General features: G+C 39.2%; 20 protein-coding genes and 1 other annotated feature. Of the genes, 17 read left to right on the forward strand and 3 right to left on the reverse strand.

The annotated features are described in order from the left end of the window. Positions 1 to 48 precede the first annotated feature (48 nt). The 8 genes from RCG25_RS07465 (at position 49) to yajC (ending at position 6,826) form a co-directional block, all read left to right on the forward strand. Positions 49 to 1,038: a phosphotransferase gene (locus RCG25_RS07465; RefSeq protein WP_308083036.1), complete on the forward strand. Its 990-nt coding sequence runs from the start codon at positions 49 to 51 to the stop codon at positions 1,036 to 1,038. A 101-nt stretch (positions 1,039 to 1,139) separates the two neighbouring features. After that, positions 1,140 to 1,832 carry a YhcN/YlaJ family sporulation lipoprotein gene (locus RCG25_RS07470; protein ID WP_308083037.1) on the forward strand — a complete coding sequence of 231 codons (693 nt, stop codon included), beginning with the start codon at positions 1,140 to 1,142 and terminating at the stop codon, positions 1,830 to 1,832. 126 nt (positions 1,833 to 1,958) lie between these two features. Next, positions 1,959 to 2,507 carry a BofC C-terminal domain-containing protein gene (locus RCG25_RS07475; protein WP_308083039.1) on the forward strand — a complete coding sequence of 183 codons (549 nt, stop codon included), beginning with the start codon at positions 1,959 to 1,961 and terminating at the stop codon, positions 2,505 to 2,507. 140 nt (positions 2,508 to 2,647) lie between these two features. Beyond that, positions 2,648 to 3,259, forward strand: a complete 612-nt coding sequence (ruvA, locus tag RCG25_RS07480; RefSeq protein WP_308083040.1) for a Holliday junction branch migration protein RuvA — start codon at positions 2,648 to 2,650, stop codon at positions 3,257 to 3,259. Between the two features lie 13 nt (positions 3,260 to 3,272). Then, complete coding sequence (gene ruvB, locus RCG25_RS07485; protein ID WP_308083041.1) at positions 3,273 to 4,271, forward strand: Holliday junction branch migration DNA helicase RuvB; 999 nt, start codon at positions 3,273 to 3,275, stop codon at positions 4,269 to 4,271. A 41-nt stretch (positions 4,272 to 4,312) separates the two neighbouring features. After that, positions 4,313 to 5,341, forward strand: coding sequence for a tRNA preQ1(34) S-adenosylmethionine ribosyltransferase-isomerase QueA (queA, locus tag RCG25_RS07490; RefSeq protein ID WP_308083042.1), 1,029 nt, complete (start codon positions 4,313 to 4,315; stop codon positions 5,339 to 5,341). A gap of 28 nt (positions 5,342 to 5,369) precedes the next feature. Beyond that, positions 5,370 to 6,509, forward strand: coding sequence for a tRNA guanosine(34) transglycosylase Tgt (gene tgt / locus RCG25_RS07495; protein ID WP_308083043.1), 1,140 nt, complete (start codon positions 5,370 to 5,372; stop codon positions 6,507 to 6,509). A 29-nt stretch (positions 6,510 to 6,538) separates the two neighbouring features. After that, positions 6,539 to 6,826, forward strand: coding sequence for a preprotein translocase subunit YajC (gene yajC / locus RCG25_RS07500; RefSeq protein ID WP_308083044.1), 288 nt, complete (start codon positions 6,539 to 6,541; stop codon positions 6,824 to 6,826). 211 nt (positions 6,827 to 7,037) lie between these two features. On the opposite strand, the gene RCG25_RS07505 is transcribed toward yajC, so the two are convergent. Next, positions 7,038 to 7,397 (reverse strand): TIGR04086 family membrane protein, encoded by a 360-nt coding sequence (locus tag RCG25_RS07505; RefSeq protein WP_308083045.1) that lies wholly within the window; start codon positions 7,395 to 7,397, stop codon positions 7,038 to 7,040. Between the two features lie 255 nt (positions 7,398 to 7,652). Between RCG25_RS07505 and RCG25_RS07510 the strand changes: the two genes are divergently transcribed. Continuing rightward, positions 7,653 to 8,315: a DUF421 domain-containing protein gene (locus RCG25_RS07510; RefSeq protein ID WP_308083046.1), complete on the forward strand. Its 663-nt coding sequence runs from the start codon at positions 7,653 to 7,655 to the stop codon at positions 8,313 to 8,315. A 41-nt stretch (positions 8,316 to 8,356) separates the two neighbouring features. Here the strand turns inward: RCG25_RS07510 and spoVB are convergent, their stop codons facing one another. Then, positions 8,357 to 9,907 (reverse strand): stage V sporulation protein B, encoded by a 1,551-nt coding sequence (gene spoVB / locus RCG25_RS07515; protein WP_308083047.1) that lies wholly within the window; start codon positions 9,905 to 9,907, stop codon positions 8,357 to 8,359. Positions 9,908 to 10,045: 138 nt separating this feature from the next. Here spoVB and RCG25_RS07520 point away from each other — a divergent pair, with 138 nt between their 5' ends. The 6 genes from RCG25_RS07520 to dtd all read left to right on the forward strand — a co-directional run bounded on the left by RCG25_RS07520 (position 10,046) and on the right by dtd (position 18,583). Then, positions 10,046 to 10,342 (forward strand): post-transcriptional regulator, encoded by a 297-nt coding sequence (locus RCG25_RS07520; protein ID WP_308083048.1) that lies wholly within the window; start codon positions 10,046 to 10,048, stop codon positions 10,340 to 10,342. A gap of 140 nt (positions 10,343 to 10,482) precedes the next feature. Continuing rightward, positions 10,483 to 12,747, forward strand: a complete 2,265-nt coding sequence (gene secDF, locus RCG25_RS07525) for a protein translocase subunit SecDF (protein WP_308083049.1) — start codon at positions 10,483 to 10,485, stop codon at positions 12,745 to 12,747. A 97-nt stretch (positions 12,748 to 12,844) separates the two neighbouring features. After that, the gene (gene recJ, locus RCG25_RS07530) at positions 12,845 to 15,208 is read left to right on the forward strand and encodes a single-stranded-DNA-specific exonuclease RecJ (protein WP_308083050.1); all 2,364 of its coding nucleotides are present in this window, start codon (positions 12,845 to 12,847) and stop codon (positions 15,206 to 15,208) included. After that, positions 15,199 to 15,711 (forward strand): adenine phosphoribosyltransferase, encoded by a 513-nt coding sequence (locus RCG25_RS07535; RefSeq protein ID WP_308083051.1) that lies wholly within the window; start codon positions 15,199 to 15,201, stop codon positions 15,709 to 15,711. The genes recJ and RCG25_RS07535 overlap by 10 nt, the downstream gene beginning before the upstream one ends. Positions 15,712 to 15,933: 222 nt before the next feature. Then, positions 15,934 to 18,129 carry a RelA/SpoT family protein gene (locus RCG25_RS07540; protein ID WP_308083052.1) on the forward strand — a complete coding sequence of 732 codons (2,196 nt, stop codon included), beginning with the start codon at positions 15,934 to 15,936 and terminating at the stop codon, positions 18,127 to 18,129. A gap of 10 nt (positions 18,130 to 18,139) precedes the next feature. Next, positions 18,140 to 18,583 carry a D-aminoacyl-tRNA deacylase gene (gene dtd, locus RCG25_RS07545; RefSeq protein WP_308083053.1) on the forward strand — a complete coding sequence of 148 codons (444 nt, stop codon included), beginning with the start codon at positions 18,140 to 18,142 and terminating at the stop codon, positions 18,581 to 18,583. Between the two features lie 35 nt (positions 18,584 to 18,618). Here dtd and RCG25_RS07550 read toward each other — a convergent pair whose 3' ends face one another. Further along, positions 18,619 to 20,379 carry an N-acetylmuramoyl-L-alanine amidase family protein gene (locus RCG25_RS07550; RefSeq protein ID WP_308083054.1) on the reverse strand — a complete coding sequence of 587 codons (1,761 nt, stop codon included), beginning with the start codon at positions 20,377 to 20,379 and terminating at the stop codon, positions 18,619 to 18,621. A 173-nt stretch (positions 20,380 to 20,552) separates the two neighbouring features. Here RCG25_RS07550 and RCG25_RS07555 point away from each other — a divergent pair, with 173 nt between their 5' ends. Both RCG25_RS07555 and hisS read left to right on the forward strand, forming a co-directional pair. Continuing rightward, entirely contained in the window at positions 20,553 to 20,729 is a 177-nt protein-coding gene (locus tag RCG25_RS07555; protein ID WP_308083055.1) for a hypothetical protein, read from the forward strand. A gap of 61 nt (positions 20,730 to 20,790) precedes the next feature. Continuing rightward, positions 20,791 to 21,035: a binding site (T-box leader), on the forward strand. Between the two features lie 89 nt (positions 21,036 to 21,124). After that, the gene (gene hisS / locus RCG25_RS07560; RefSeq protein WP_308083056.1) at positions 21,125 to 22,396 is read left to right on the forward strand and encodes a histidine--tRNA ligase; all 1,272 of its coding nucleotides are present in this window, start codon (positions 21,125 to 21,127) and stop codon (positions 22,394 to 22,396) included. The last annotated feature ends 10 nt before the right edge of the window (positions 22,397 to 22,406 follow it).

Consider the following 22,406-nt stretch of genomic DNA (forward strand, 5'->3'; position numbering starts at 1 on the left):
GAATGGGAGTACCAGGAAGCGCTCCTTACGGTATGCCTGGTTACCGTGATGAAAGCAATTAATATGTCAGCCAACAAAAAAGGAGACGATGAGTATTATGATCGTCTCTTCTCTTATTTTCAGTCCCAGTTTTATGAAAGGATTACCCAGTTTGTACCGCTTCGAAAAACCGTTATTTTTTTGAAAACAGAGAAAAATACTTACATTATAAAAGGCTATTCCACCAATAGCAGACTTAGACTTCAAGAAGTCTTTACCGATACACTGAAAAAGGAAGGATTTACAAAAACCTATTCCTATTTAACCCCTTCAGTAAAGGAACAGCTATTTTTTGAAGGGACTTATTTCGGATGTATTGAATATCTGCCTCCACATAAAACAGCGTTTTCTTTCCATACTGAAAAGAATCGTCAAGAAGGACTAGAGCTTTTAGAACAATTTCATCAAACCACGAGTCTCTTTGAGGCCAGATATCGCACCTTGCTTCCTAAAGGACATCTACTTGAAAAGTGGACAGATCGGTTCAATATGTTTACCGCTAATTTTCCTTTCATAAAGTATTTTATCAATGAGTTAGTCTTAGCGGATATGGTTTCTTGGGCCAAATGGGCTCTTGCTGGAATGGAAAAAAAGTATCGTCATTTTTTCAAGGACCCCTTCGTGATTTTACACGGTGATGTAGCGCATCATAATTTTTTACGCGATCACAGGGGGAGTTTGCATTTAATTGATTTTGATTTAATCTGTATCGGTCCACCTGCTTTTGATTATTTACAATACGCAAACCGAATTCTGCCTTCAATAGATTGGTCATTTGAAAAGCTTATCAAGCATAACCAAATGAAAAAAAATGCTCAAGAAGAGGCTTTTCTGTATGCACTAGCCTATCCAGCTGATATTTTTCGGGAATGGAACCGGTTAATTAGAGAAAAATCGTACACTGATTCTGTAAAATTAAAGCAAGTAACCGATTTATCGATTAAACAGTATTATGCAAGAAAAAGATTTGTTGACCATTTACAGGAAATGGTAAAATGATTTTTCCAGAATGAAATCCTCTATAAAATAACACCCTATAAATGAGATGGACTCTGAAAAAAGTGGTCACTCTCAGGATGTTATTTTAGGGGGTTTTTCGCTTGAACAAGAAACAGTGGATAATTCCTCTTTCAGCCATCATGACAATTGGGCTGGCAGGATGTAATGGAGATTATAATAATCGTGCAGGGGTTAATGGGAAAAATAACGTAGCACAGCCGATGGGATATTACTCCAATGAAAACCATCCATCACAAGATAATCTATTTGGTGATAATGATGGTGGGGTAACAGAAATAATGGATCATACGATGGGGAATGAGGACCAGCAGACAACGGAGCATAACAGAAAGGTCCTTCAGAATAGGGACGAAAATGGCAATCCGATTAATCCAACGAAACCATTAGCAGCTAAGGATCGGAATTTTTTTCAACGTGATAATCGATTCAGTACCAGTGATATGAATTATCACGGCCATTTAAGTAAAAATACTGGAAATACTGGCGTAGCTACTGATTCTGATTTCCAAGATAATGTTACGGCAAAAATTAGAAGGAAGGTCGCATCTGTTAATAATGTGCAGGACGTACAGTCAGTTGCCTATGGGAATACGGTAATTGTTTCAGTGAAGTTAGCTGATAACAACAAGGCAGGCGAAACAAAAAGGGCCATTAAGAAAGCCGTTATGCCCTACACAAAGGGAAGAAAGGTTACCGTGTTAACAGATGAGGGAACCATGGGACGCGATCGCAACAAGCATAACGATAGTCAACCTCATAAATGGGGGCAATAAGGGAAAGAGCAAAGCTTCGGGCTTTGCTCTTTTTATGTGAAAAACATAGGACGGATAAAAAGCCAATTTAAGGCTAAACTAGGAATGTAAATTATGTTCAATTTTTAACAATAAGAGGTGAGGAGCATGAGGTTCACTTGGGTAGCAATGTACCGGTTTGGAATAGCCGTTTTTGCTGTTACTCTCTTCATGTTTAGTGGCTGGGCACCGGGAATCACAGGCTCCGCTGCACAACAAGAACCCCCGCTAAATCAACAGAAGAAAGAACCACTGCATATGACGGTGATTTTAGAAAGAGTCTATTTAGATGGAGAGATTAGCCAAGAAGTAGTTCACGAGACTTGCTGGTCAATGGAGAATTTTTGGGCAAAATATGACCAGTGGCAGATGGTTGATATGGATGAGTACACTATGGTATTTAGAAGACAAGTAGATGATATCTCCCCACTTTTAAAAGCAAATGGCTTTTTTGGAATCACTGAAGACGGGGTGTTGACTATTTTCAATGGTAGACCAGACCGTTCAAAAATCATACAATCCTTTTTTCAAATAGATATTAAGAGGCTAGAAAGTAAAACTCAAGAAGATTTGATCCAAGGAATACCTATTAAATCAAAAGATCATTATGTTGAAGTGTTAGAAACCTTCAAGCCGTACTCTATAAAAAAAGAATAGTTCTTTTTCAATCAGACTGAGTGGCATTCAGCCTGATTTTTTCTTTCTATGACCTATTTTCTTCAATTCCATTTCATTCTTATGTTAAAATGAAAGACAGTGCATATGAGAGCAACAGGAAACTAGAGGAGAGAATGGTATTGTATGAATTTATAAAAGGGACTGTTGAATTTATTAGTCCAGAATATATCGTGGTGGAAAACAATGGGGTTGGCTATCAAATCTCCACACCCAATTCGTTTATTTATTCTGGTAAATTGGAGACAATGGTTACTGTCTACACGTATCATTATGTACGCGAAGATATTATGGCCCTGTACGGGTTTGAAACCCGAGAAGAAAAAAGGTTGTTTACTAAATTATTAAATGTATCTGGAATCGGGCCCAAAGGAGCACTCGCTATTCTTGCTTCAGGTGAGGTACAGCAAGTGGTAACAGCCATTGAAAATGAGGATGAAAGTTTCCTTGTGAAATTCCCTGGTGTAGGTAAAAAGACTGCCCGTCAAATGATTCTTGATTTAAAAGGGAAATTACAGGATATCGTTCCAGACTTTTTCCCGAATTTATTCAATGCAGATCAACTTCCTATACATACAGAAAAAAACAATACTGCCTTTGAAGAAGCTATTCTTGCTTTAAAGGCTCTCGGTTATTCAGAAAAGGAAATTAAAAAGATTGCACCTGAATTAAGAAAAGAACAACTGTCAACAGACCAATACATTAAAAATGCACTAAAGCGGCTTTTAAAATAGGTGGTGATGATGGATGGAAGAGCGGATTATTTCAAGTGAAGTGAATGAGAGCGAAATAAATATTGAACAAAGCTTGAGACCGCAAACCTTAAGGCAATATATTGGGCAAAACCAGGTAAAGGAAAACCTAGAAATTTTTATTAAGGCAGCCAAGCTTCGAAACGAAACCTTAGACCATGTTCTCCTTTATGGACCTCCAGGTTTAGGGAAGACGACGCTGGCCGTGATTATTGCCAATGAGATGGGCGTAAACATTCGAACCACTGCTGGACCTGCCATTGAGAGACCTGGGGACCTTGCAGCCATTCTGACTGCACTTGAGCCCGGGGATGTACTATTTATAGATGAAATCCACCGACTGCCGCGAACAATTGAAGAGGTTTTGTATCCAGCAATGGAGGATTTTTGCCTAGATATCGTGATTGGTAAAGGACCTAGTGCACGCTCTGTTCGGCTTGACCTTCCTCCATTTACACTGGTGGGGGCGACAACAAGGGCCGGTTCTTTATCAGCTCCATTACGCGATCGATTTGGAGTTTTAAGCAGGCTCGAGTATTATAAGGAAGATCAGCTAAAAAACATTGTTTTACGTACAGCTGAGTTGTTTGACACAGAAATAGACGAGCTTTCTGCAGCAGAAATTGCTCGAAGATCAAGAGGAACCCCACGGATTGCGAACCGCCTCCTTAGAAGAGTGCGGGATTTTGCTCAAGTAAAGGGTAATGGTACAATAAACCTACTTCTTGCTAGAGAAGCATTGGAGTTGCTTCAGGTAGATAGGCTTGGCCTCGATCATATAGACCACAAATTACTAAAAGGGATTATCGAAAAGTTTCGCGGCGGCCCAGTCGGCCTTGATACCATCGCCGCTTCGATTGGTGAAGAAGCAGAAACAATTGAAGATGTGTATGAACCGTACCTGCTGCAAATAGGCTTTCTACAGAGAACCCCAAGAGGCAGAATGGTCACATCAGCGGTCTATCAACATTTTGGTATGGAAGTACCCACTTAACAATAGGTAACTTATTTTAAACAGATTAGGGATGTCATAATATGAAAGTAGATTTATTTGATTTTCATTTGCCTGAAGAATTAATCGCACAAGTTCCATTATTAAATCGGACAGACAGCCGATTAATGGTCTTAAATAAGGAAACAGGCGAAATTAAACATGAAGTATTCAAAAATATTACAGAGTATTTGCGTGAAGGGGACTGCCTTGTCTTAAATGACACAAGGGTATTGCCTGCACGCCTTTTTGGTGTTAAAACAGACACTGGTGCTAAAATTGAAGTCCTCCTGTTAAAACAACTGGAAGGAGACCAGTGGGAAACACTAATAAAACCTGCAAAAAGAGTAAAAGAAGGAACAGTTATCGATTTTGGTGACGGTCTTCTTTCCGCTGTTTGTACAGCCACCTCTGAACATGGTGGAAGAGTATTGGAATTTAAATACGAAGGTATTTTTTACGAGGTTCTTGATCAATTGGGTGAAATGCCTTTGCCGCCTTACATAAAAGAACAGCTCGATGATCGGGAAAGATATCAAACAGTATTTGCCCGTGAGCCTGGATCAGCAGCAGCGCCAACAGCTGGCCTTCATTTTACAGAAAGCTTATTGGGCGAAATAAGAGAAAAAGGTGTCCACATTGCGTTTATTACGCTTCATGTGGGACTTGGTACCTTCCGTCCTGTGAATGTCGAGGATGTGTTGGAGCATGATATGCATTCTGAATTTTACATGATGACAGATGGAACCGCCCGATTACTAAACGAAGTAAGAAGCAACGGGGGAAGGATTGTATCAGTCGGAACCACCTCAACAAGGACATTGGAGACCATTGCGTCTGCAAATGATGGTCGATTTGTTGAAGGTAGTGGCTGGACGAATATCTTTATTTACCCTGGTTATACCTTTAAGGCAATCGATGGGATGATTACTAACTTCCATCTACCTAAATCAACCTTGATTATGCTTGTTAGTGCATTAGCTGGAAGAGAGAATATTTTGCATGCCTATGAGACGGCTGTTTCAGAACGATATCGTTTCTTCAGTTTTGGGGATGCAATGTTGCTCATCTAAGTTTATGCACACGGAAGGAGATATAAATTTGACTGCAATTCGTTATGAGTTAATTAAAACATGTAAACAAACAGGAGCACGCTTAGGAAGGGTGCACACACCGCACGGTTCGTTTGATACACCAGCTTTTATGCCGGTTGGAACACTTGCAACAGTGAAAACCATGTCACCTGAAGATCTTAAAGAAATGGGTGCAGGAATTATTTTAAGTAATACCTATCACCTTTGGTTAAGACCAGGACACGAAATCATTAGGGAGGCTGGCGGCCTTCACAAGTTTATGAACTGGGACCGGGCTATTTTAACAGATTCCGGCGGTTTTCAGGTTTTCAGTTTAAGTGAGTTCCGAAAGATTGAAGAAGAAGGGGTTCATTTTAGGAACCATATGAGCGGGGAGAAACTGTTCCTATCACCTGAAAAAGCAATGGAAATTCAAAATGCTTTAGGTTCGGATATTATGATGGCTTTTGATGAGTGCCCGCCATTTCCTGCTACCTTTGAGTATATGAAGAAGTCAGTCGAACGTACTTCAAGATGGGCTGAACGTTGTTTAAATGCCCACCAACGCCCGCAAGATCAAGGATTATTTGGAATCGTACAGGGGGGAGAATTTGAGGAACTACGTAAGCAAAGTGCCAAAGATCTTACGTCCCTTGATTTCCCTGGTTATGCGGTTGGTGGTTTATCGGTTGGGGAACCAAAAGATGTGATGAATCGTGTACTTGAGTTCACAACTCCGCTTTTACCATCTGATAAACCAAGGTATTTAATGGGTGTGGGTTCACCAGATTCATTAATTGATGGCTCCATTCGTGGAATTGATATGTTTGATTGCGTATTGCCAACCCGAATAGCCAGAAATGGTACCTTAATGACAAGTACGGGTAGACTTGTTGTGAAAAATGCACAATTTGCAAGAGATTTTGGACCGCTTGATGAAAATTGTGATTGCTATACTTGCCGAAATTATAGTAGAGCCTATATTCGCCACTTGATTAAATGTGATGAAACTTTCGGAATTCGTTTAACGTCTTACCATAATCTTTATTTTCTGTTAAGATTAATGGAGCAGGTCAGACAAGCCATCATGGAAGACAGGCTTGGTGATTTCCGCGAAGAGTTTTTTGAACGTTATGGTTTTAATAAACCGAACGCGAAAAATTTCTAATAGAACCTTTTTGAAAGGAGGGAAACAAGATGCAAGGAATTAGTACAATCATTCCATTAATATTAATGTTTGTGTTATTTTATTTCCTATTAATTCGCCCACAGCAAAAGCGTCAAAAAGCGGTTGCGAACATGCAAAACGAGTTGAAAAAAGGTGATAAAATCGTTACGATTGGTGGATTACACGGTTTTGTTGACTCAATCGATGATAATAAAGTAGTCATTAAGTGTGGAGACGGCAGCCGTCTTACATACGATCGTTCTGCTATTCGTGAGGTCACTGAAGCTGGTGAGGGAAGCGTTAGTTTAACAAAATAATCGTACACAAAAAGGAAGCCTTTTACAAAATGGCTTCCTTTTTTTTAGTATAGAAAGTTTAAAATTCGACTTCGAGAATTGTCCAGCTCCAGCGCCTAGCCCCTCGGGTCAAATAACCTTCTGCAATAAAAGTCAAAGAGCGACTTTTCTTGCCGAAGAACATTTGCCTGTCGGGGCTGAACAAGGCGCTTACGCTTTTCTTAATTTTTGGTTACGCAGATCTTGTATTGCCAGCTGAAATATTAACCCCTAAAATTCCACCCATCATGGCGATGAGTGTATAGCAAGTATGATAAATGACTTGCTCTGCGTCAAAGAGGCGATCATAGCCTAAGTATTGAAATAAGAAAACAACAATGGAGTAAATTAGACCAGTTAATCCCCCAATTAGCCAGCCTTTTTCTTTCCGCTTTCCGCCTGAAAGAAATCCTCCTCCAAAAAGCCCAATAAATGATAAGGCCGTAATTACATATTGAAGTGATCCTTCTTTAGCAGAGGTATACCTTAGAATAAACGCAAAAATAAGGCTTGAAATCACGGCAAAGGCAAAGATGAAAATTAATCCGTACAAAATGGATGTACCAAAGCTTTTTGATTCGATTTTAGCTCTCCTCCTTCAGTTGCCTTAGGCCTGACTTTCTACTTGGTTAAGTCTCAGGCCTTAGAAACAGTTTTTTACCTAGTACAAGCGTATTCGTGGAAGAAGAAAAGTAGAATTAAAATTTTATGATTTTCCTCATTTTAAAAGCGTTGGAAAATAATTCTCCTTATTTTTTTTTTCAAAAATGCAAACAATGAATACGACTAAAAAAGGGGAGAAAATATTGTGGACGTTTATTTAGGTATCATTTTCAGGACCTTATTTTTGTATTTATTAATCATTGTTATTTTTAGATTAATGGGCAAAAGGGAAATTGGTGAGTTAAGCATCCTGGATCTAGTCGTTTTTATCATGATTGGTGAAATGGCGGTTATTGCCATTGAAAATACAAAGGACCCACTGCTTCACTCGGTGATACCGATGGTTTTATTGATGATCATTCAAATTACTCTCGCTCTAATCTCGCTGAAAAGTAAAAAGTTTCGTGACCTGGTCGATGGTCAACCAACCATTATTATCAATAGAGGGAAAATTGATGAAAATGCAATGCGGAAGCAACGCTACAATTTTGATGATTTAATGACCCAATTAAGGGAGAAGGATATTCGCAGCATTGCGGATGTGGAATTCGCGATATTAGAATCCTCAGGTAGTTTGTCAGTAATTGAAAAATTAAAGAATAGTAAGGAACAGCAAAAGCAGGGGGATATTACTGTCCCATTAATCTTAGATGGGACGATTGAAGAAGAAAACTTAAAAAGAATTAATAAGACAAATTTATGGCTGCGCCAAGAACTGAAGAAAAAAGGATACCGTGATGTTAAGAAAATTTCCTTTTGTAGCTATGAGAATGGAGAATTCTACATTGACTTACAGGATGAAGACTAAGAAGAGGCTGACCCTTTAGATTGGGTCAACCTTTTCTGTTTTTATGTGGTAATAAACTTTCCTATCCACGGAATTCGTTTAAGCTCATCCTTTTTGATTAAACCAAAAATAAGGAGCAGGATTGAATAAGATAAGGTCATAGAAAAGGCTGCGAAAGAGACACGTATCACCAAATGTATCTCTAATAAGATATTTTCGAAGAGCCAGTAGCCGCACCAAGCAGCTACTCCCATTGCTATGAATCCCTTCACATAGTCCCGGATATAAAAGGAAAATGAAACCTTCTTTAGAACTGTCGCGAAATGTAGACCCGTTACAAGGACAAAGCCAACGATAATTCCTAGTGCTGCCCCGGTAATGCCAAAGGAAGGCTGGGAAGCGAGTAGAAAAATGACGGCTGTTTTAACCACCGCACCAATTAAACTATTAATCATTGCTGCTCTTGCAAGGTTTAGTGCTTGGAGTACGGCTTGTAGTGGTCCTTGATAGTAATAAAAAAGGAAAAATGGTGCCATAATCTGAATGAAGTAAGATCCTTTGGCAGAACCGTACATAAGCTGCATGAGCGGGTCAGCGAGTACGTAAAGTACAATCACAGCAAGTCCTCCTGTTAAAAAGACGAACCTTAATGCTTGCTGGAGGCGATACTCAATTAATTTATGATTATTTTTCGAATTTGCCTCACTGATTGCCGGGACAAGGGAAGTAGCTAATGAAAAGGTAACAAAAGAAGGAAGCATTAATAACGGCATGGCATAGCCGGTTAAGGCACCGTATTGTTTCGTTGCATTCACGGCAACTACCCCTGCAAGAGCTAAACTATGTGCTACTACAATCGGTTCAAAGAACCATGCAATCGAACCAATCATTCGGCTTCCCATAGTTGGAATGGCAATCTCCATTAAATCCTTAAAGGTTCGTTTTCCCTTATGGATAAATTGAAAGAAATCCTTTCTGAGCTTGAATCGTTTTTTTAATTTAAACATAGTTAAAAGATAAATGAGTGATAGTAATTCCCCTAAAACCGAAGCCCCCATTGCTGCCGCTGCAGCGTATTCAACTCCATAAGGCAGGAATGTTTTTGTTGCTGTTGCGATGATGGATATTCTTACAAATTGTTCTAATACTTGAGAGATGGCTGACGGGCGCATATTTTGGCGTCCCTGAAAGTATCCTCGTAAAACAGAAGAGACCGCAATAATAGGTAGTGCTGGTGCAATCGCCATGAGTGGATAATACGTTCTTGGGTCGGTAAAAAGTGTAGTGGATAAAAATGGCGCCAGTAAAATCATAGCAGGTGTGATAATAATTGATAATCCAATGGTTATGGCAAGGGAGACTACAAGTATTTTTTTTATTTCCGCATAATCCCGCCTTGCCTCAGCCTCTGCAATATTTTTAGAGATAGCTACTGGAAGCCCGAGTTGTGTAATCGTGACCACAAGAATAAACGTGGGATATGCCATCATATATAAACCGACGCCTTCTTCACCAATACTGCGCGCTAGAACGATTCGATAAATAAAACCAAGTATCCTTGTAATAAATCCTGCAATTAATAGGATAAACGTCCCTTTTAAAAACTTCGACATGCTGATTCCCACCTTCTCAAAAAAGAAGAATTCATATACAATTAACTATATGCCTAAGGGTGGACAAAGCATGACAAGTAGTAAGAGCTTTTTGTAAGGTTCAATTAATCAGGGGGTTTCCCCAAGGGGGCAGTTTGAATGGATAATAGCCAGATATACGATCATTTTCGTATCCAAGTACAACCCGCATTAGCAAGTAAACTCTCTGAATTTCACTTGCTTGGATATGATTCTGTTTCGGAGAATGAGCTTTGGAATTTCTTAATAAAGAAAAAGTGGAAAAAAATAAAGAATGAAATGAAACTATACGAGATTATCCAAGAAATTCTTTCTGTGAGAGTAAGTGATTATATGAGCTATGCAACCATTGAGGCATATAAAACTGTGGAGTTTTCTTTTGATGATGAGAATGAATTGAAAGAGTTATTGAAATAATCCCACGTTTTTCAAATTGACAGCTTTTCTTAGTTATTCCATAATGGTAGCAGTGACTTTATTTTTATTATTATATAAGGCTTGTAAGAGTTTTTACGTAACAGTGCAAATGCACATGCACTAAGGAGGAACAATACATAATGGTAAAACGTAGTAGAATCATTGCTTTCTTTCTTGTGGTCCTTATTATTGGAAGCACAATGGGAGCAACAGCAAAGAACATTTTAAACAATATTAAGCTTGGACTAGACCTTCAAGGTGGATTTGAGGTTTTGTACGAGGTTAAGCCAGCGAAGAAAGGTCAAAAAATTGACAAGGAAGTATTGGCCAGTACCGCTGAAGCACTGGACAAGCGTATTAATGTTCTAGGTGTAAGTGAACCAAGTATTCAAATTGAAGGAAATAACCGGATTCGTGTTCAACTTGCTGGCGTTAAGGATCAAAACAAGGCCCGTGAAATTCTGTCAACACAAGCGAACTTAACCTTCCGCGATGCCAATGATCGTCTAATGATGGACGGATCAGATTTAAAGCAGGGTGGAGCTAAGCAGACATTTGACGAAAACGGAGCACCAAGTGTTTCTCTATCATTAAAGAGCGCTGATAAGTTCCGAAAAGTATCAGAAGAAATTATGAATATGGCTCCAAATAACGTCCTAGTTATTTGGCTTGATTTTCAAGAAGGAAAAGATTCCTTTAAAAATGAGGTAACAAAACCAAATCCAACATATTTGTCAGCTCCAACTGTAAAGCAAATATTTAACCAAGATTCAGTTTCCATTGTTGGTAGCTTCACAGCTGAAGAAGCTAAAACATTGGCTTCGCTATTAAATGCAGGTTCATTACCAGTCAAGCTTAAGGAAGTGTATTCCACTTCTGTAGGAGCGAAGTTTGGTGAGCAAGCGTTAAATGATACGATTTTAGCAGGAATCATTGGTATTGCAATTATTTACCTATTCATGATTTTCTACTATCGTTTCCCTGGTTTCATCGCTACTGTTACATTATCCATTTATATTTATTTAGTTTTATTAATTTTTGATTGGATGAATGGTGTTCTTACCCTACCGGGGATTGCCGCGATTATTCTAGGGGTGGGTATGGCTGTCGATGCCAATATTATTACCTATGAGCGAATTAAGGAAGAGATTAAGGTTGGTAAATCTATTAAATCAGCTTTCCAAGCTGGTGAAAAAAATGCATTTACATCCATTCTTGACTCAAACTTGACTACCATCCTAACAGCCGGAGTGCTTTTCTTCTACGGGACAAGCTCTGTAAAAGGCTTTGCGACGATGTTAATTGTCAGTATCCTAATGAGTTTCTTAACCGCCGTTTACGGTTCACGATTACTACTTGGGCTATGGGTTCACAGTGGAATCTTTAAAAAGAAACCAAGCTGGTTTGGTGTTAAACAATCAAATATTAAAAATATAGCTGAAAACTATGATACGTTAGATCTTCCAACTCGATTTGACAAAATCGATTTTGTTAAGAATCGCAAGAAGTTTTTCATTTTATCAGGTGTTCTTCTTACAGCTGGTGTAATTATACTTTTAGTTTTCCGTTTGAATCTTTCAATTGACTTTTCAAGTGGGACACGTGTAGAGGTATTATCTGATAAACCTCTTACTGTAGAAAAAGTAGAAAGTGCTTTTAAAAAGCATGACTTGAAACCTGATGATATCGTTATCTCTGGCGACAAAAAGGAAATTGGCGCGGCAAGAATGATTGGTGTTTTATCAAAAGATGAAATTGCCGAGTTGAAATCAGATTTTAAAAAGGAATTTGGTTCTGAGCCAAATGTTAGTACAGTTTCTCCTACCGTTGGTAAAGAATTGGCCAAGAACGCACTTATTGCTCTGCTAATCGCTTCAATAGGGATTATTATTTATGTAAGCATTCGCTTTGAATTGGCGATGGCGATTGCTGCGATTGCTTCGTTACTGCACGATGCATTCTTTATGGTTGCTTTCTTTAGTATCACGAGACTAGAAGTGGATTTAACGTTTATTGCAGCTGTTCTAACCATTGTTGGTTACTCAATCAACGATACCATTGTTACCTTTGACCGTATGCGTGAAAACATGCATAAGAAAAAACGCTTAAGAACATTCCAAGACATTGCTGATGTTGTGAATGTAAGTATTCGCCAAACATTAACTCGCTCCTTTAACACAGTATTAACTGTTTTAATTACAGTTTTAGCAATGATGATATTTGGTGGAGAATCCATTCGTAACTTCAATATTGCTTTGTTTGTAGGACTAATTGTAGGTGTTTACTCTTCTGTATTTATTGCAGCTTCTTTATGGGTTGTGTTTAAATCTAGAGAATTAAATAAAAAAGGCGTCATTAAAACGGTGAAAGAAAAGAAAAAATACTCTGATCAACCACAGGTGTAAACATTTAAAAACCGCAGACCATCTGCGGTTTTTTCTTTTGATTGAAACAGAGTTGTTCCTCCTGTATAATAATAAAGTCTGAGGGGTGAACACACGTATGTTAAAGTCGAAAACAAGATGGATTGTTCGCAAATCTGATAACCATCTAGTTAAACAACTGGAAAATGAATTAAAGATAACACCTCTAGTTGCGTCACTACTTGTCAATCGTGGTTTAGATACCGTAGAATCTGCACGGTATTTTTTATTTGGTAAGGAAGAATTTCATGATCCTTTTCTCTTAAAAGGAATGGATATCGCGGTTAATAGAATTCGTGGTGCGATTGAAAAACAAGAACCTATTCTCATTTTCGGCGACTATGACGCGGATGGTGTAAGCAGCACCTCGGTGTTAATGATGACACTGCGTGACCTTGGTGCAAATGTACAATTTTATATCCCGAATCGTTTTACAGAGGGATATGGACCGAATGAACGTGCATTCCGTCATGCTGCGGAATCTGGAATAAACTTAATTATAACTGTGGATACAGGAATATCAGCTGTGCATGAAGCGTCGATAGCAAAAGAGCTTGGTATGGACCTTATTATTACGGATCACCATGAGCCGGGTCCTGTTCTACCAGAAGCCCTTGCAATCATTCATCCGAAGCTGCCTGATAGCATTTATCCTTTCCGGGAACTGGCCGGGGTAGGGGTTGCATTTAAACTTGCCCATGCATTGTATGGTGAAGTGCCGGAGCATTTATTTGAAATTGCCGTCATCGGTACGATTGCCGACTTAGTATCCTTAACGGAGGAAAACCGCCTCATTGCAAAAAAGGGCTTAGAAAAGCTGAAAGTAACGCAAAATGTTGGACTTAAAGCTATTTTTAAATTAGCTGGAGTAGACCCTACAGCTATTAATGAGGAAACGATAGGTTTTACACTCGCCCCAAGGATTAATGCAGTTGGGAGATTAGAAGATGCAGATATGGCAGTTCAACTGATTCTGACAGATGATCCTGAAGAAGCGCACCAGCTAGCGGTAGAAATGGATGCGTTGAACAAGACAAGGCAAACCATCGTAAATGAAATCACTGCTGAAGCGATTGAAATCGTTGAAAAAAATTACCCGGTTGACAGCAATAAAGTCCTTGTCATTGGGAAGGAAGGCTGGAATGCAGGAGTAGTAGGAATTGTTGCATCCAGACTGGTTGATAAGTATTATCGTCCAACCATTATTTTATGCTTTGACTCAGAAAAGGGCATTGCAAAAGGTTCAGCCCGAAGTATAGAGGGTTTTGACCTTTTTAAAAATTTATCGACATGTAGAGATATTCTGCCTCATTTTGGCGGACATCCAATGGCTGCTGGAATGACTTTAAATCTCGATAATGTAGCAGACCTTCGAGAGCGGCTTAATAGCCTTGCAGAAGACCAGCTAACGGATGAGCACCTTATCCCGGTCACCTATCTAGACGAAGAAGTTCGTCTTGAAGATGTTCATCTATCTTCATTAGATGAAATGAACTTACTTTCTCCTTTTGGTATGGACAACCCCAAACCAAAAGTTTTAATAAATAATGTTGATATTGCCAGTATGAGAAAAATTGGTAGTGAGCAAAATCATCTTAAGGTTTTGGTAAATGAGGATGGTTCCAATCTAGATGGGATTGGCTTTGGACTAGGAGCTTTAGTAGATCAAATCTCTCCTGCCTCGAAAATTTCATTAATTGGAGAATTATCTATTAATGAATGGAACAATATACGTAAACCACAAATCTTTATCCACGATCTCGCAGTTGAATCGTGGCAGTTATTTGACTATCGCGGGCAAAAGCGAATCAACCATATCGCCCAAACGGTACCTTCCGAAAACAGAAAGCTTATTGTGTTCAATAAGGAGCATCTTGATAAAATAAACGCAAGCTTCCTGCCGGACACCACCTTCATTCAAACAAAAGAAGAAGCAGAGGCCTTTGACGGACATCATGCAAATATCGTCCTGGTGGACTTCCCACCATCAATGGAAATCCTATCTGATTTGTTTAAAGGGAAACAACCAGCAAGGATTTATGCCTATTTTTATAAAGAATCCAGTGATTTTTTCAGTACTGTACCGACTCGTGATCACTTTAAATGGTTCTATGCATATTTGTTAAAAAAGGGACCATTAGACCTTAATCGTCACGGAGATGTCATTGCCAAGCACCGCGGCTGGTCGCAGGAAACAATTATCTTTATGTCAAAGGTGTTTTCTGAACTGGATTTTGTTACAATAAACAATGGATTTATCACTTTGAATAATCAAACGCAGAAGCGTGAATTAACTGACTCAAGAACTTATCAAATCAAACAGAAACAGTACGCTCTTGAAAAGGATTTACTGTTTTCATCCTTCCAGGAATTAAAAAACTGGTTCGATCAAATGATTCATGAGTCAGTTGAGACTGAGGAGGCAATTAAAGAATGGATTTAAAGGAATTTATTACAATTGTGCCTGATTGGCCTAAGCCAGGAATTAAATTTAAAGACATTACCCCTTTAATGAATAATGGTGATGCATATAGATATGCAACAGACCAAATCGTTGAATATGCAAAAGATAGGCAAATCGACTTGATTGTAGGACCTGAAGCTCGTGGATTCATTATCGGTTGTCCTGTGGCTTATTCACTTGGTTTGGGGTTTGCCCCTGTTCGTAAAGAGGGTAAATTACCTAGAGAAACAATAAAAGTAAGCTATGGCCTTGAATATGGTAAAGATGTTCTAACAATCCATCAAGACGCTATTAAACCTGGTCAGCGTGTACTAATCACAGATGATTTGTTAGCGACAGGCGGCACGATTGAAGCAACCATCCAATTAGTGGAACAGCTTGGTGGAGTTGTTGCTGGTATCGCTTTCTTAGTTGAGTTAAGTTACTTAGATGGACGTAAAAAACTCGACGGTTATGATATATTAACATTAATGCACTATTAAACCTGCTAGAGGGCACTCCGAAAACGAGTGCTCTCTTTATATAATTTCGGAGCTTCCGCTTCATTTTTTTCGACATATTTCTTTAAATTTTGGAAAAAAGCTTTCAATCTCTTTACATCTTCGTGATTTTTTCTGATAATAGAAACAATCATTCTAAATTAGTAACAATTTTATACGAATAACATTGAATAAATAAAATGAGATGAAAATAAAGGTGATTTCATGGCGAATGATCAAGTGTTAACAGCCGACCAAGTCATCGACAAGACCCGCAACTATTTAAATGAGGAGCATGTTGCGTTAGTTAGGAAGGCGTATGAATTCGCCAAACATGCTCACCGTGAACAATATAGAAAATCAGGGGAACCGTACATTATTCATCCCATACAGGTAGCTGGAATATTAGCTGACCTGGAGATGGATCCTGCAACGGTAGCAGCGGGTTTTCTTCATGATGTTGTTGAAGATACAACTGTGTCCTTAAAGGATATAGAAGTAGCTTTCAACGGCGAAGTGGCGATGCTTGTCGACGGTGTAACAAAATTAGGGAAAATTAAATATAAATCGCACGAGGAACAGCAGGCCGAAAACCACCGGAAAATGTTTGTTGCTATGGCTCAAGACATCCGTGTCATTTTGATTAAGCTGGCTGATCGTCTGCATAATATGCGGACACTAAAGCATCTTCCGCTGGAAAAACAACGTCGGATTTCAAATGAGACACTTGAAATTTTTGCACCTTTAGCACATCGTCTTGGTATTTCTAAGATTAAGTGGGAGTTGGAGGATACCGCATTACGATATTTAAATCCACAGCAATATTATCGGATTGTTAACTTAATGAAAAAGAAACGTGCGGAACGAGAGCAATATTTAGAAGATGTTATCGATGAAGTAAAAAACCGAATGGGTGAAGTCTCCATTAAAGCAGAGTTGTCAGGCCGGCCAAAGCATATTTACAGCATTTATCGTAAAATGGCTTTGCAAAATAAGCAATTCAGCGAAATCTATGATTTACTTGCCGTTCGAATCGTAGTTAATAGCATTAAGGATTGTTATGCGGTCTTAGGAATCATTCACACGTGCTGGAAGCCTATGCCAGGTCGATTTAAAGATTATATTGCGATGCCAAAGCCAAATATGTATCAATCCTTGCATACTACGGTAATTGGACCAAAGGGTGATCCGCTTGAAGTCCAAATCAGAACATATGAGATGCACCGTATTGCCGAGTTCGGGGTTGCGGCCCACTGGGCTTATAAAGAAGGAAAAGCGATTAGTGATAGCTCCACTTTTGAGCAAAAGTTAACATGGTTTAGGGAAATTCTTGAGTTCCAGAACGATACGGCTAATGCTGAAGAGTTTATGGAATCGTTAAAGATTGACTTGTTCTCAGATATGGTTTTTGTGTTTACGCCAAAAGGTGATGTCATTGAATTGCCTTCAGGCTCTGTTCCGATTGATTTTGCCTATCGGATACACTCTGAGATTGGGAATAAAACGATTGGGGCAAAAGTAAACGGCAAGATGGTTACCTTAGACTACCGTCTAAAAACAGGTGATATCATTGAAATTCTTACCTCCAAACATTCCTATGGACCAAGTCAGGATTGGTTGAAGCTTGCGCAAACCTCTCAAGCGAAAAATAAGATTCGCGCTTTCTTTAAGAAACAGCGCCGCGATGAAAATGTCGACAAGGGTAAAGAGCTTGTCGAAAAGGAAATCCGTAACATGGAGTTTGATATTAAGGAAATTTTAACTCCGGATAACCTGAAAAAAGTCGTAGAGAAGTTTAATTTTTCAAATGAAGAGGATATGTATGCAGCAGTGGGTTATAACGGTGTCACTGCTTTACAAGTGGCAAACCGTTTAACTGAGAAATGGCGTAAAAAGCGTGACAAGGAACAGTCGGCGAACATTGCCAACGCGATTACGGATTTAAAAGCTTTTCCTTCAACAAAAAAACGCGAATCAGGCGTTCGAGTACAAGGAATTGATAATTTATTAATCCGTTTGTCCAGATGCTGTAATCCAGTACCTGGCGATGAAATTGTTGGCTTTATTACAAAAGGGCGTGGTGTTTCTGTCCACCGCTCTGATTGTACGAATATAGATTCCAATGATGCCCAGTCTAGATTAATTCCGGTAGAGTGGGAATCATCCTTGAATGACCGGAAGGAATATAATGTAGACATTGAAATTAGCGGGTATGATCGTAGAGGTCTACTGAACGAAGTCCTACAAGCTGTTAATGAGACAAAAACAAATATCTCAGCAGTAACAGGCAAATCTGACCGCAATAAAATGGCTACCATTAGTATGTCTATTGCGATTCACAATGTCAGCCATCTGCAAAAGGTAGTCGACCGAATTAAGCAAATCCCAGATATTTATTCGGTTCGCCGAATTATGAATTAAGGAGTTTATCATGAGAGTAGTTGTTCAACGGAGCAAAGCGGCCAAGGTCACCGTTGAAGGAAAAGTGACGGGGCAAATCACCAAAGGGCTGGTTCTGCTAGTAGGTGTTACACACGACGACAAGCAAGAGGATGCTGCCTACTTAGCTGACAAAATTGCAAACCTTAGAATTTTTGAAGATGCAGATGAAAAGATGAATTATTCTTTATTAGATGTTGGGGGAGAGATTCTATCTGTTTCGCAATTTACCTTATATGGAGATTGCCGAAAGGGTAGAAGACCTAACTTTATGGATGCTGCAAAACCAGAGCAGGCAGTTGAGCTTTACGAAGCGTTTAACAACCTGCTCCGTGAAAAAGGCATCCATGTGGAGACGGGTGTTTTTGGTGCCATGATGGATGTAGAATTAATTAATGATGGTCCAGTAACATTGATCGTTGAAAGTAAAGCATAAGAAAAGCTTGGCACAAATTCTGTGCCAAGCTTTTTCTAATTTCCTTTGAAAAACCTAGCCAGGCCATTAAATAAACCTGATGCAGCATTTTCTTGGAATACACCTGATTTCACAGTCATTTCTTCCTCAGGATTACTTAAATATCCAAGCTCCATTAACACAGCTTTCTGATTATTCTCTCGAACAACATGGAAATCACCAAATCGTACTCCACGATCTTTTAGTTTTGTTTGTGCCACAGTGGACGCATAAAGAGTATCAGCAAGTGATTTTTGATAGTTATGATAATAATAGCCAGTCATTCCACGAACACTTCGATCTAAATTACTGTCGTAATGCAGGCTGATAAATGCATCGGCATTGTAGGATTGGGCCGTACTTACACGCGAGGGAAGAGGAATAAAGGAATCACTATTCCTGGTTAAGTAGACATCTGCACCTGCAGCTCTTAATTTATCATACAACAATCGAGCCGTACGAAGTGTCAGTTCCTTCTCAAGAGTGCCGCTTGCTCCTGTAGTGCCGTTATCACCGCCGCCATGCCCAGGGTCTAAAACGATTGTTTTATTTTTAAGGTAACCTTCTCCACCCGATTTCTCAATCTGTGTCTTGGAATTGTTGATAGAAACAATCCAACCTGCTACAAATCCCGTTTTGCCATTCTTCAATTTAACTTCATACCAATCATTCACAACGTTTTGAACAGGATAGTTAGTACCTTCATTTGCCCGTTCGATTACATCGGCTTGTACATTGGCTGATGCTCTGATATTTGTTCCATTATGTAAGATGGTAACGTTACGATCTTTGACAGCTTGTCCAGATTGGGTGGATGCTTTAGATTTCTCAAGGTACCACCCGGCAACCCAACCGAATTTGCCAGATTTATATTCTATTTTTGCCCAATTGTTATTCTCTTCTAAAATCGGAAAGCTTTGTCCCCCCGTTACAGTTCCAATAATGACTGCATTTAAGGATGATCCTGAGCGGACACTTAAACTGTTGGCAGTGACTGTACCATTCATACCGATTGGTTCGTTCTTAGATGTATCTTTCCCTGCTTTTCCATCAGTATCAATAAATTCTGCACTTACCCAACCTTTTAAATTGGCGAATCCAATTTCAAGCCAATTCTTTTCTTTAGAATAAATGGATACAATCGTTCCTTTTGTTAGCTTTCCAATAACAGTTCCAGTTGCAGACGATTCTTTTCGGATATTAAGTGTGTCCGCATTTACTATTCCAGTACTTGTTTGTTTACTAGTAGCTTTAGGTTGATCTGCAGGTTCGGTTTTTAAGACTAAAAAATCCCTTGTAACCCAACCTTCGCCAAATGAGGAGGAAACTTTGTACCAGTTTTCATTTTGGTCCAGTATGCTTACTTCTTGCCCTCTATTTAAGAAACCGACAATACGGAAGCTTGTCCCAGGACCTGAACGAATTCTTAATTGATCGGTGTTAGCCTTTGCAATCATTCCTTTTGAACCACTGGATGTAGTAGTACTAGATGGTTTTGGCATGTTTTCCTTAGTAACCAGCCAATTAACGACCCAGCCTGTACTACCAAAAGACACCTCAACTTCAATCCAATCGCCTTTTTCTTTTACAATTGAATATTTCTCGCCTCGCTTGGCAACTTTTACAAGAGGATAGCTTAATCCAGGGCCACCCCGTATATTCACCGAATCAGAAGAAACGGTTACCGTCCCGGTTGCAGCACTACTTTTTCCTTGTGGTAGGAAGGCTCCGAAAATAAGAATGATAGATAATAACAGGAAACTAAATTTCTTAACCATCCACACCCTCCTTTTCTAGTGTTAAATTATATTTTATCGTAATTAGAACTGAAAATCATTCCTTATTTACTAAAATTGACCAGTATATGTGCGAATTTCCTTTCATTGATGCAAGTTTTTCATCAATGGTGGAGATAATAGAAATATTGAAGAATAGGCAGGGGTGATTGATTATGAGGTCAAGTGAAAAAGGAATGAACATCCAATCCATGGAGGGCAGGATTTTCGGTGTTGATTTCCACGATTTTATCCAAAAAGAACAGAATGCCACTTCGTTTGAGCTTGCATCAGAATTTGGATTAACGATTGGGGATGTCAGAAAGTTAAAAAAACATTTAGAGAGATCCTAAAACTCTCTTGACATTACTATCAATGCTCCGTATTATTATATAAATATAAAACACATACATGGTATAACCAATGATGGAGCATAGTAATTAAGCAAACCCATGAAAAGAGAGGAAATGCCTTAGGCTGAAAGCATTTCTACATGAGTCTTAATGAATGAACACTCCGTAGGCTTCTCTCTGAAAAAAGTACTTTTAGTAGGAGATGAACGTTACAGGCGTTAACTGTAAAAGAGGAAGGGCATGGAATACGATTCATGTGCACTTCAACTAGGGTGGCACCGCGGGATACAAACTCTCGTCCCTTGTATATTTTGTATACAAGGGACGAGAGTTTTTTTGTTTTGTTAAGAGGAAAAAATTACATACTTGTGAATGTGAAGAGGAGGTAATCCACTATGTCTATAAGCATCCCTAGAGGAACACAGGATATTTTGCCTGGTGAAGTAGAGAAGTGGCAGCTAATTGAAGCGAAGGCAAGAGAACTTTGTGAAAAATATCAATATCAAGAGATTCGTACACCGATCTTTGAACATACTGACCTTTTTTCAAGAGGAGTGGGCGATAGTACGGATATCGTTCAGAAAGAAATGTACACATTTGAAGATCGTGGAAAACGCAGCATCACACTAAGACCAGAAGGAACTGCAGCAGTCGTTCGGTCCTTTGTTGAAAAAAAGATGTTTGGCTATGCCAACCAGCCAGTCAAACTCTACTATATGGGACCGATGTTCCGATATGAACGTCCACAGGCCGGTCGATTCCGTCAATTTGTTCAATTTGGAGTGGAAGCATTAGGCAGTAACGACCCTGCCATTGATGCAGAAGTCATCTCCTTAGCGATGAACTTGTATAAAGAAATGGGCTTAAAACAGCTGAAATTGATCATTAACAGCCTTGGTGACAAGGAGAGCCGAACGGCCCATCGTGAAGCGTTAGTAAACCACTTTAAACCACGAATCGGTGAGTTTTGCCATGACTGTCAAAACCGTCTTGAGAAGAATCCATTAAGAATTCTTGATTGTAAACAGGACCGTGATCACGAACTAATGAAAACGGCGCCTTCCATTTTGGAATATCTCAATGATTATTCAAAGTCTTATTTTGAAAAATTACAGCAGTATTTAACACAGCTTGATATTCCATTTGAAGTCGATGCCAATCTAGTTAGAGGTCTTGATTATTATAATCACACGGCGTTTGAGATTATGAGCAATGCCGAGGGATTTGGGGCCATTACTACCTTATGTGGGGGCGGCCGCTACAATGGACTTGCTGAAGAAATTGGTGGACCTGAAACGCCAGGAATTGGATTCGCCTTAAGTATTGAACGGTTTATCGCTGCACTTCAGGCTGAAGGAATTGAACTAGAAGTGAATCAGGGAATCGATTGTTTCCTAGCTGCACTAGGTGATGAAGCTAAAGATTATACAGTAGGACTTCTACAGCAGCTTAGAATAGCTGGTTTTTCTGCAGAGAGAGATTATCTAAACCGTAAAATCAAAGCGCAATTTAAGGCGGCTGACCGTCTCCAAGCAAAGTTTGTTGCTATTCTCGGGGATGAGGAATTAAAAAACAATAAAATCAATGTGAAAAACATGGCGACAGGTGAACAGGTTGAACTAGACTTACATTCTTTCGTTGCACAATTTAAGGAATTGCAAGCTTAAAGGGGGATAT

The organism is Neobacillus sp. PS2-9 (assembly GCF_030915525.1).
GTDB lineage: Bacteria > Bacillota > Bacilli > Bacillales > Cytobacillaceae > Neobacillus.

Bases quoted from the DNA above. Each gene is read 5' to 3' on its own strand.
- RCG25_RS07465 (WP_308083036.1), top strand. From the start codon at position 49: ATGAAAGCAATTAATATGTCAGCCAACAAAAAAGGAGACGATGAGTAT.
- RCG25_RS07475 (WP_308083039.1), top strand. From the start codon at position 1,959: ATGAGGTTCACTTGGGTAGCAATGTACCGGTTTGGAATAGCCGTTTTT.
- ruvB (WP_308083041.1), top strand. From the start codon at position 3,273: ATGGAAGAGCGGATTATTTCAAGTGAAGTGAATGAGAGCGAAATAAAT.
- queA (WP_308083042.1), top strand. From the start codon at position 4,313: ATGAAAGTAGATTTATTTGATTTTCATTTGCCTGAAGAATTAATCGCA.
- yajC (WP_308083044.1), top strand. From the start codon at position 6,539: ATGCAAGGAATTAGTACAATCATTCCATTAATATTAATGTTTGTGTTA.
- spoVB (WP_308083047.1), bottom strand. From the start codon at position 9,907: ATGTCGAAGTTTTTAAAAGGGACGTTTATCCTATTAATTGCAGGATTT.
- RCG25_RS07520 (WP_308083048.1), top strand. From the start codon at position 10,046: ATGGATAATAGCCAGATATACGATCATTTTCGTATCCAAGTACAACCC.
- secDF (WP_308083049.1), top strand. From the start codon at position 10,483: ATGGTAAAACGTAGTAGAATCATTGCTTTCTTTCTTGTGGTCCTTATT.
- recJ (WP_308083050.1), top strand. From the start codon at position 12,845: ATGTTAAAGTCGAAAACAAGATGGATTGTTCGCAAATCTGATAACCAT.
- RCG25_RS07535 (WP_308083051.1), top strand. From the start codon at position 15,199: ATGGATTTAAAGGAATTTATTACAATTGTGCCTGATTGGCCTAAGCCA.
- RCG25_RS07540 (WP_308083052.1), top strand. From the start codon at position 15,934: ATGGCGAATGATCAAGTGTTAACAGCCGACCAAGTCATCGACAAGACC.
- dtd (WP_308083053.1), top strand. From the start codon at position 18,140: ATGAGAGTAGTTGTTCAACGGAGCAAAGCGGCCAAGGTCACCGTTGAA.
- RCG25_RS07550 (WP_308083054.1), bottom strand. From the start codon at position 20,379: ATGGTTAAGAAATTTAGTTTCCTGTTATTATCTATCATTCTTATTTTC.
- RCG25_RS07555 (WP_308083055.1), top strand. From the start codon at position 20,553: ATGAGGTCAAGTGAAAAAGGAATGAACATCCAATCCATGGAGGGCAGG.
- hisS (WP_308083056.1), top strand. From the start codon at position 21,125: ATGTCTATAAGCATCCCTAGAGGAACACAGGATATTTTGCCTGGTGAA.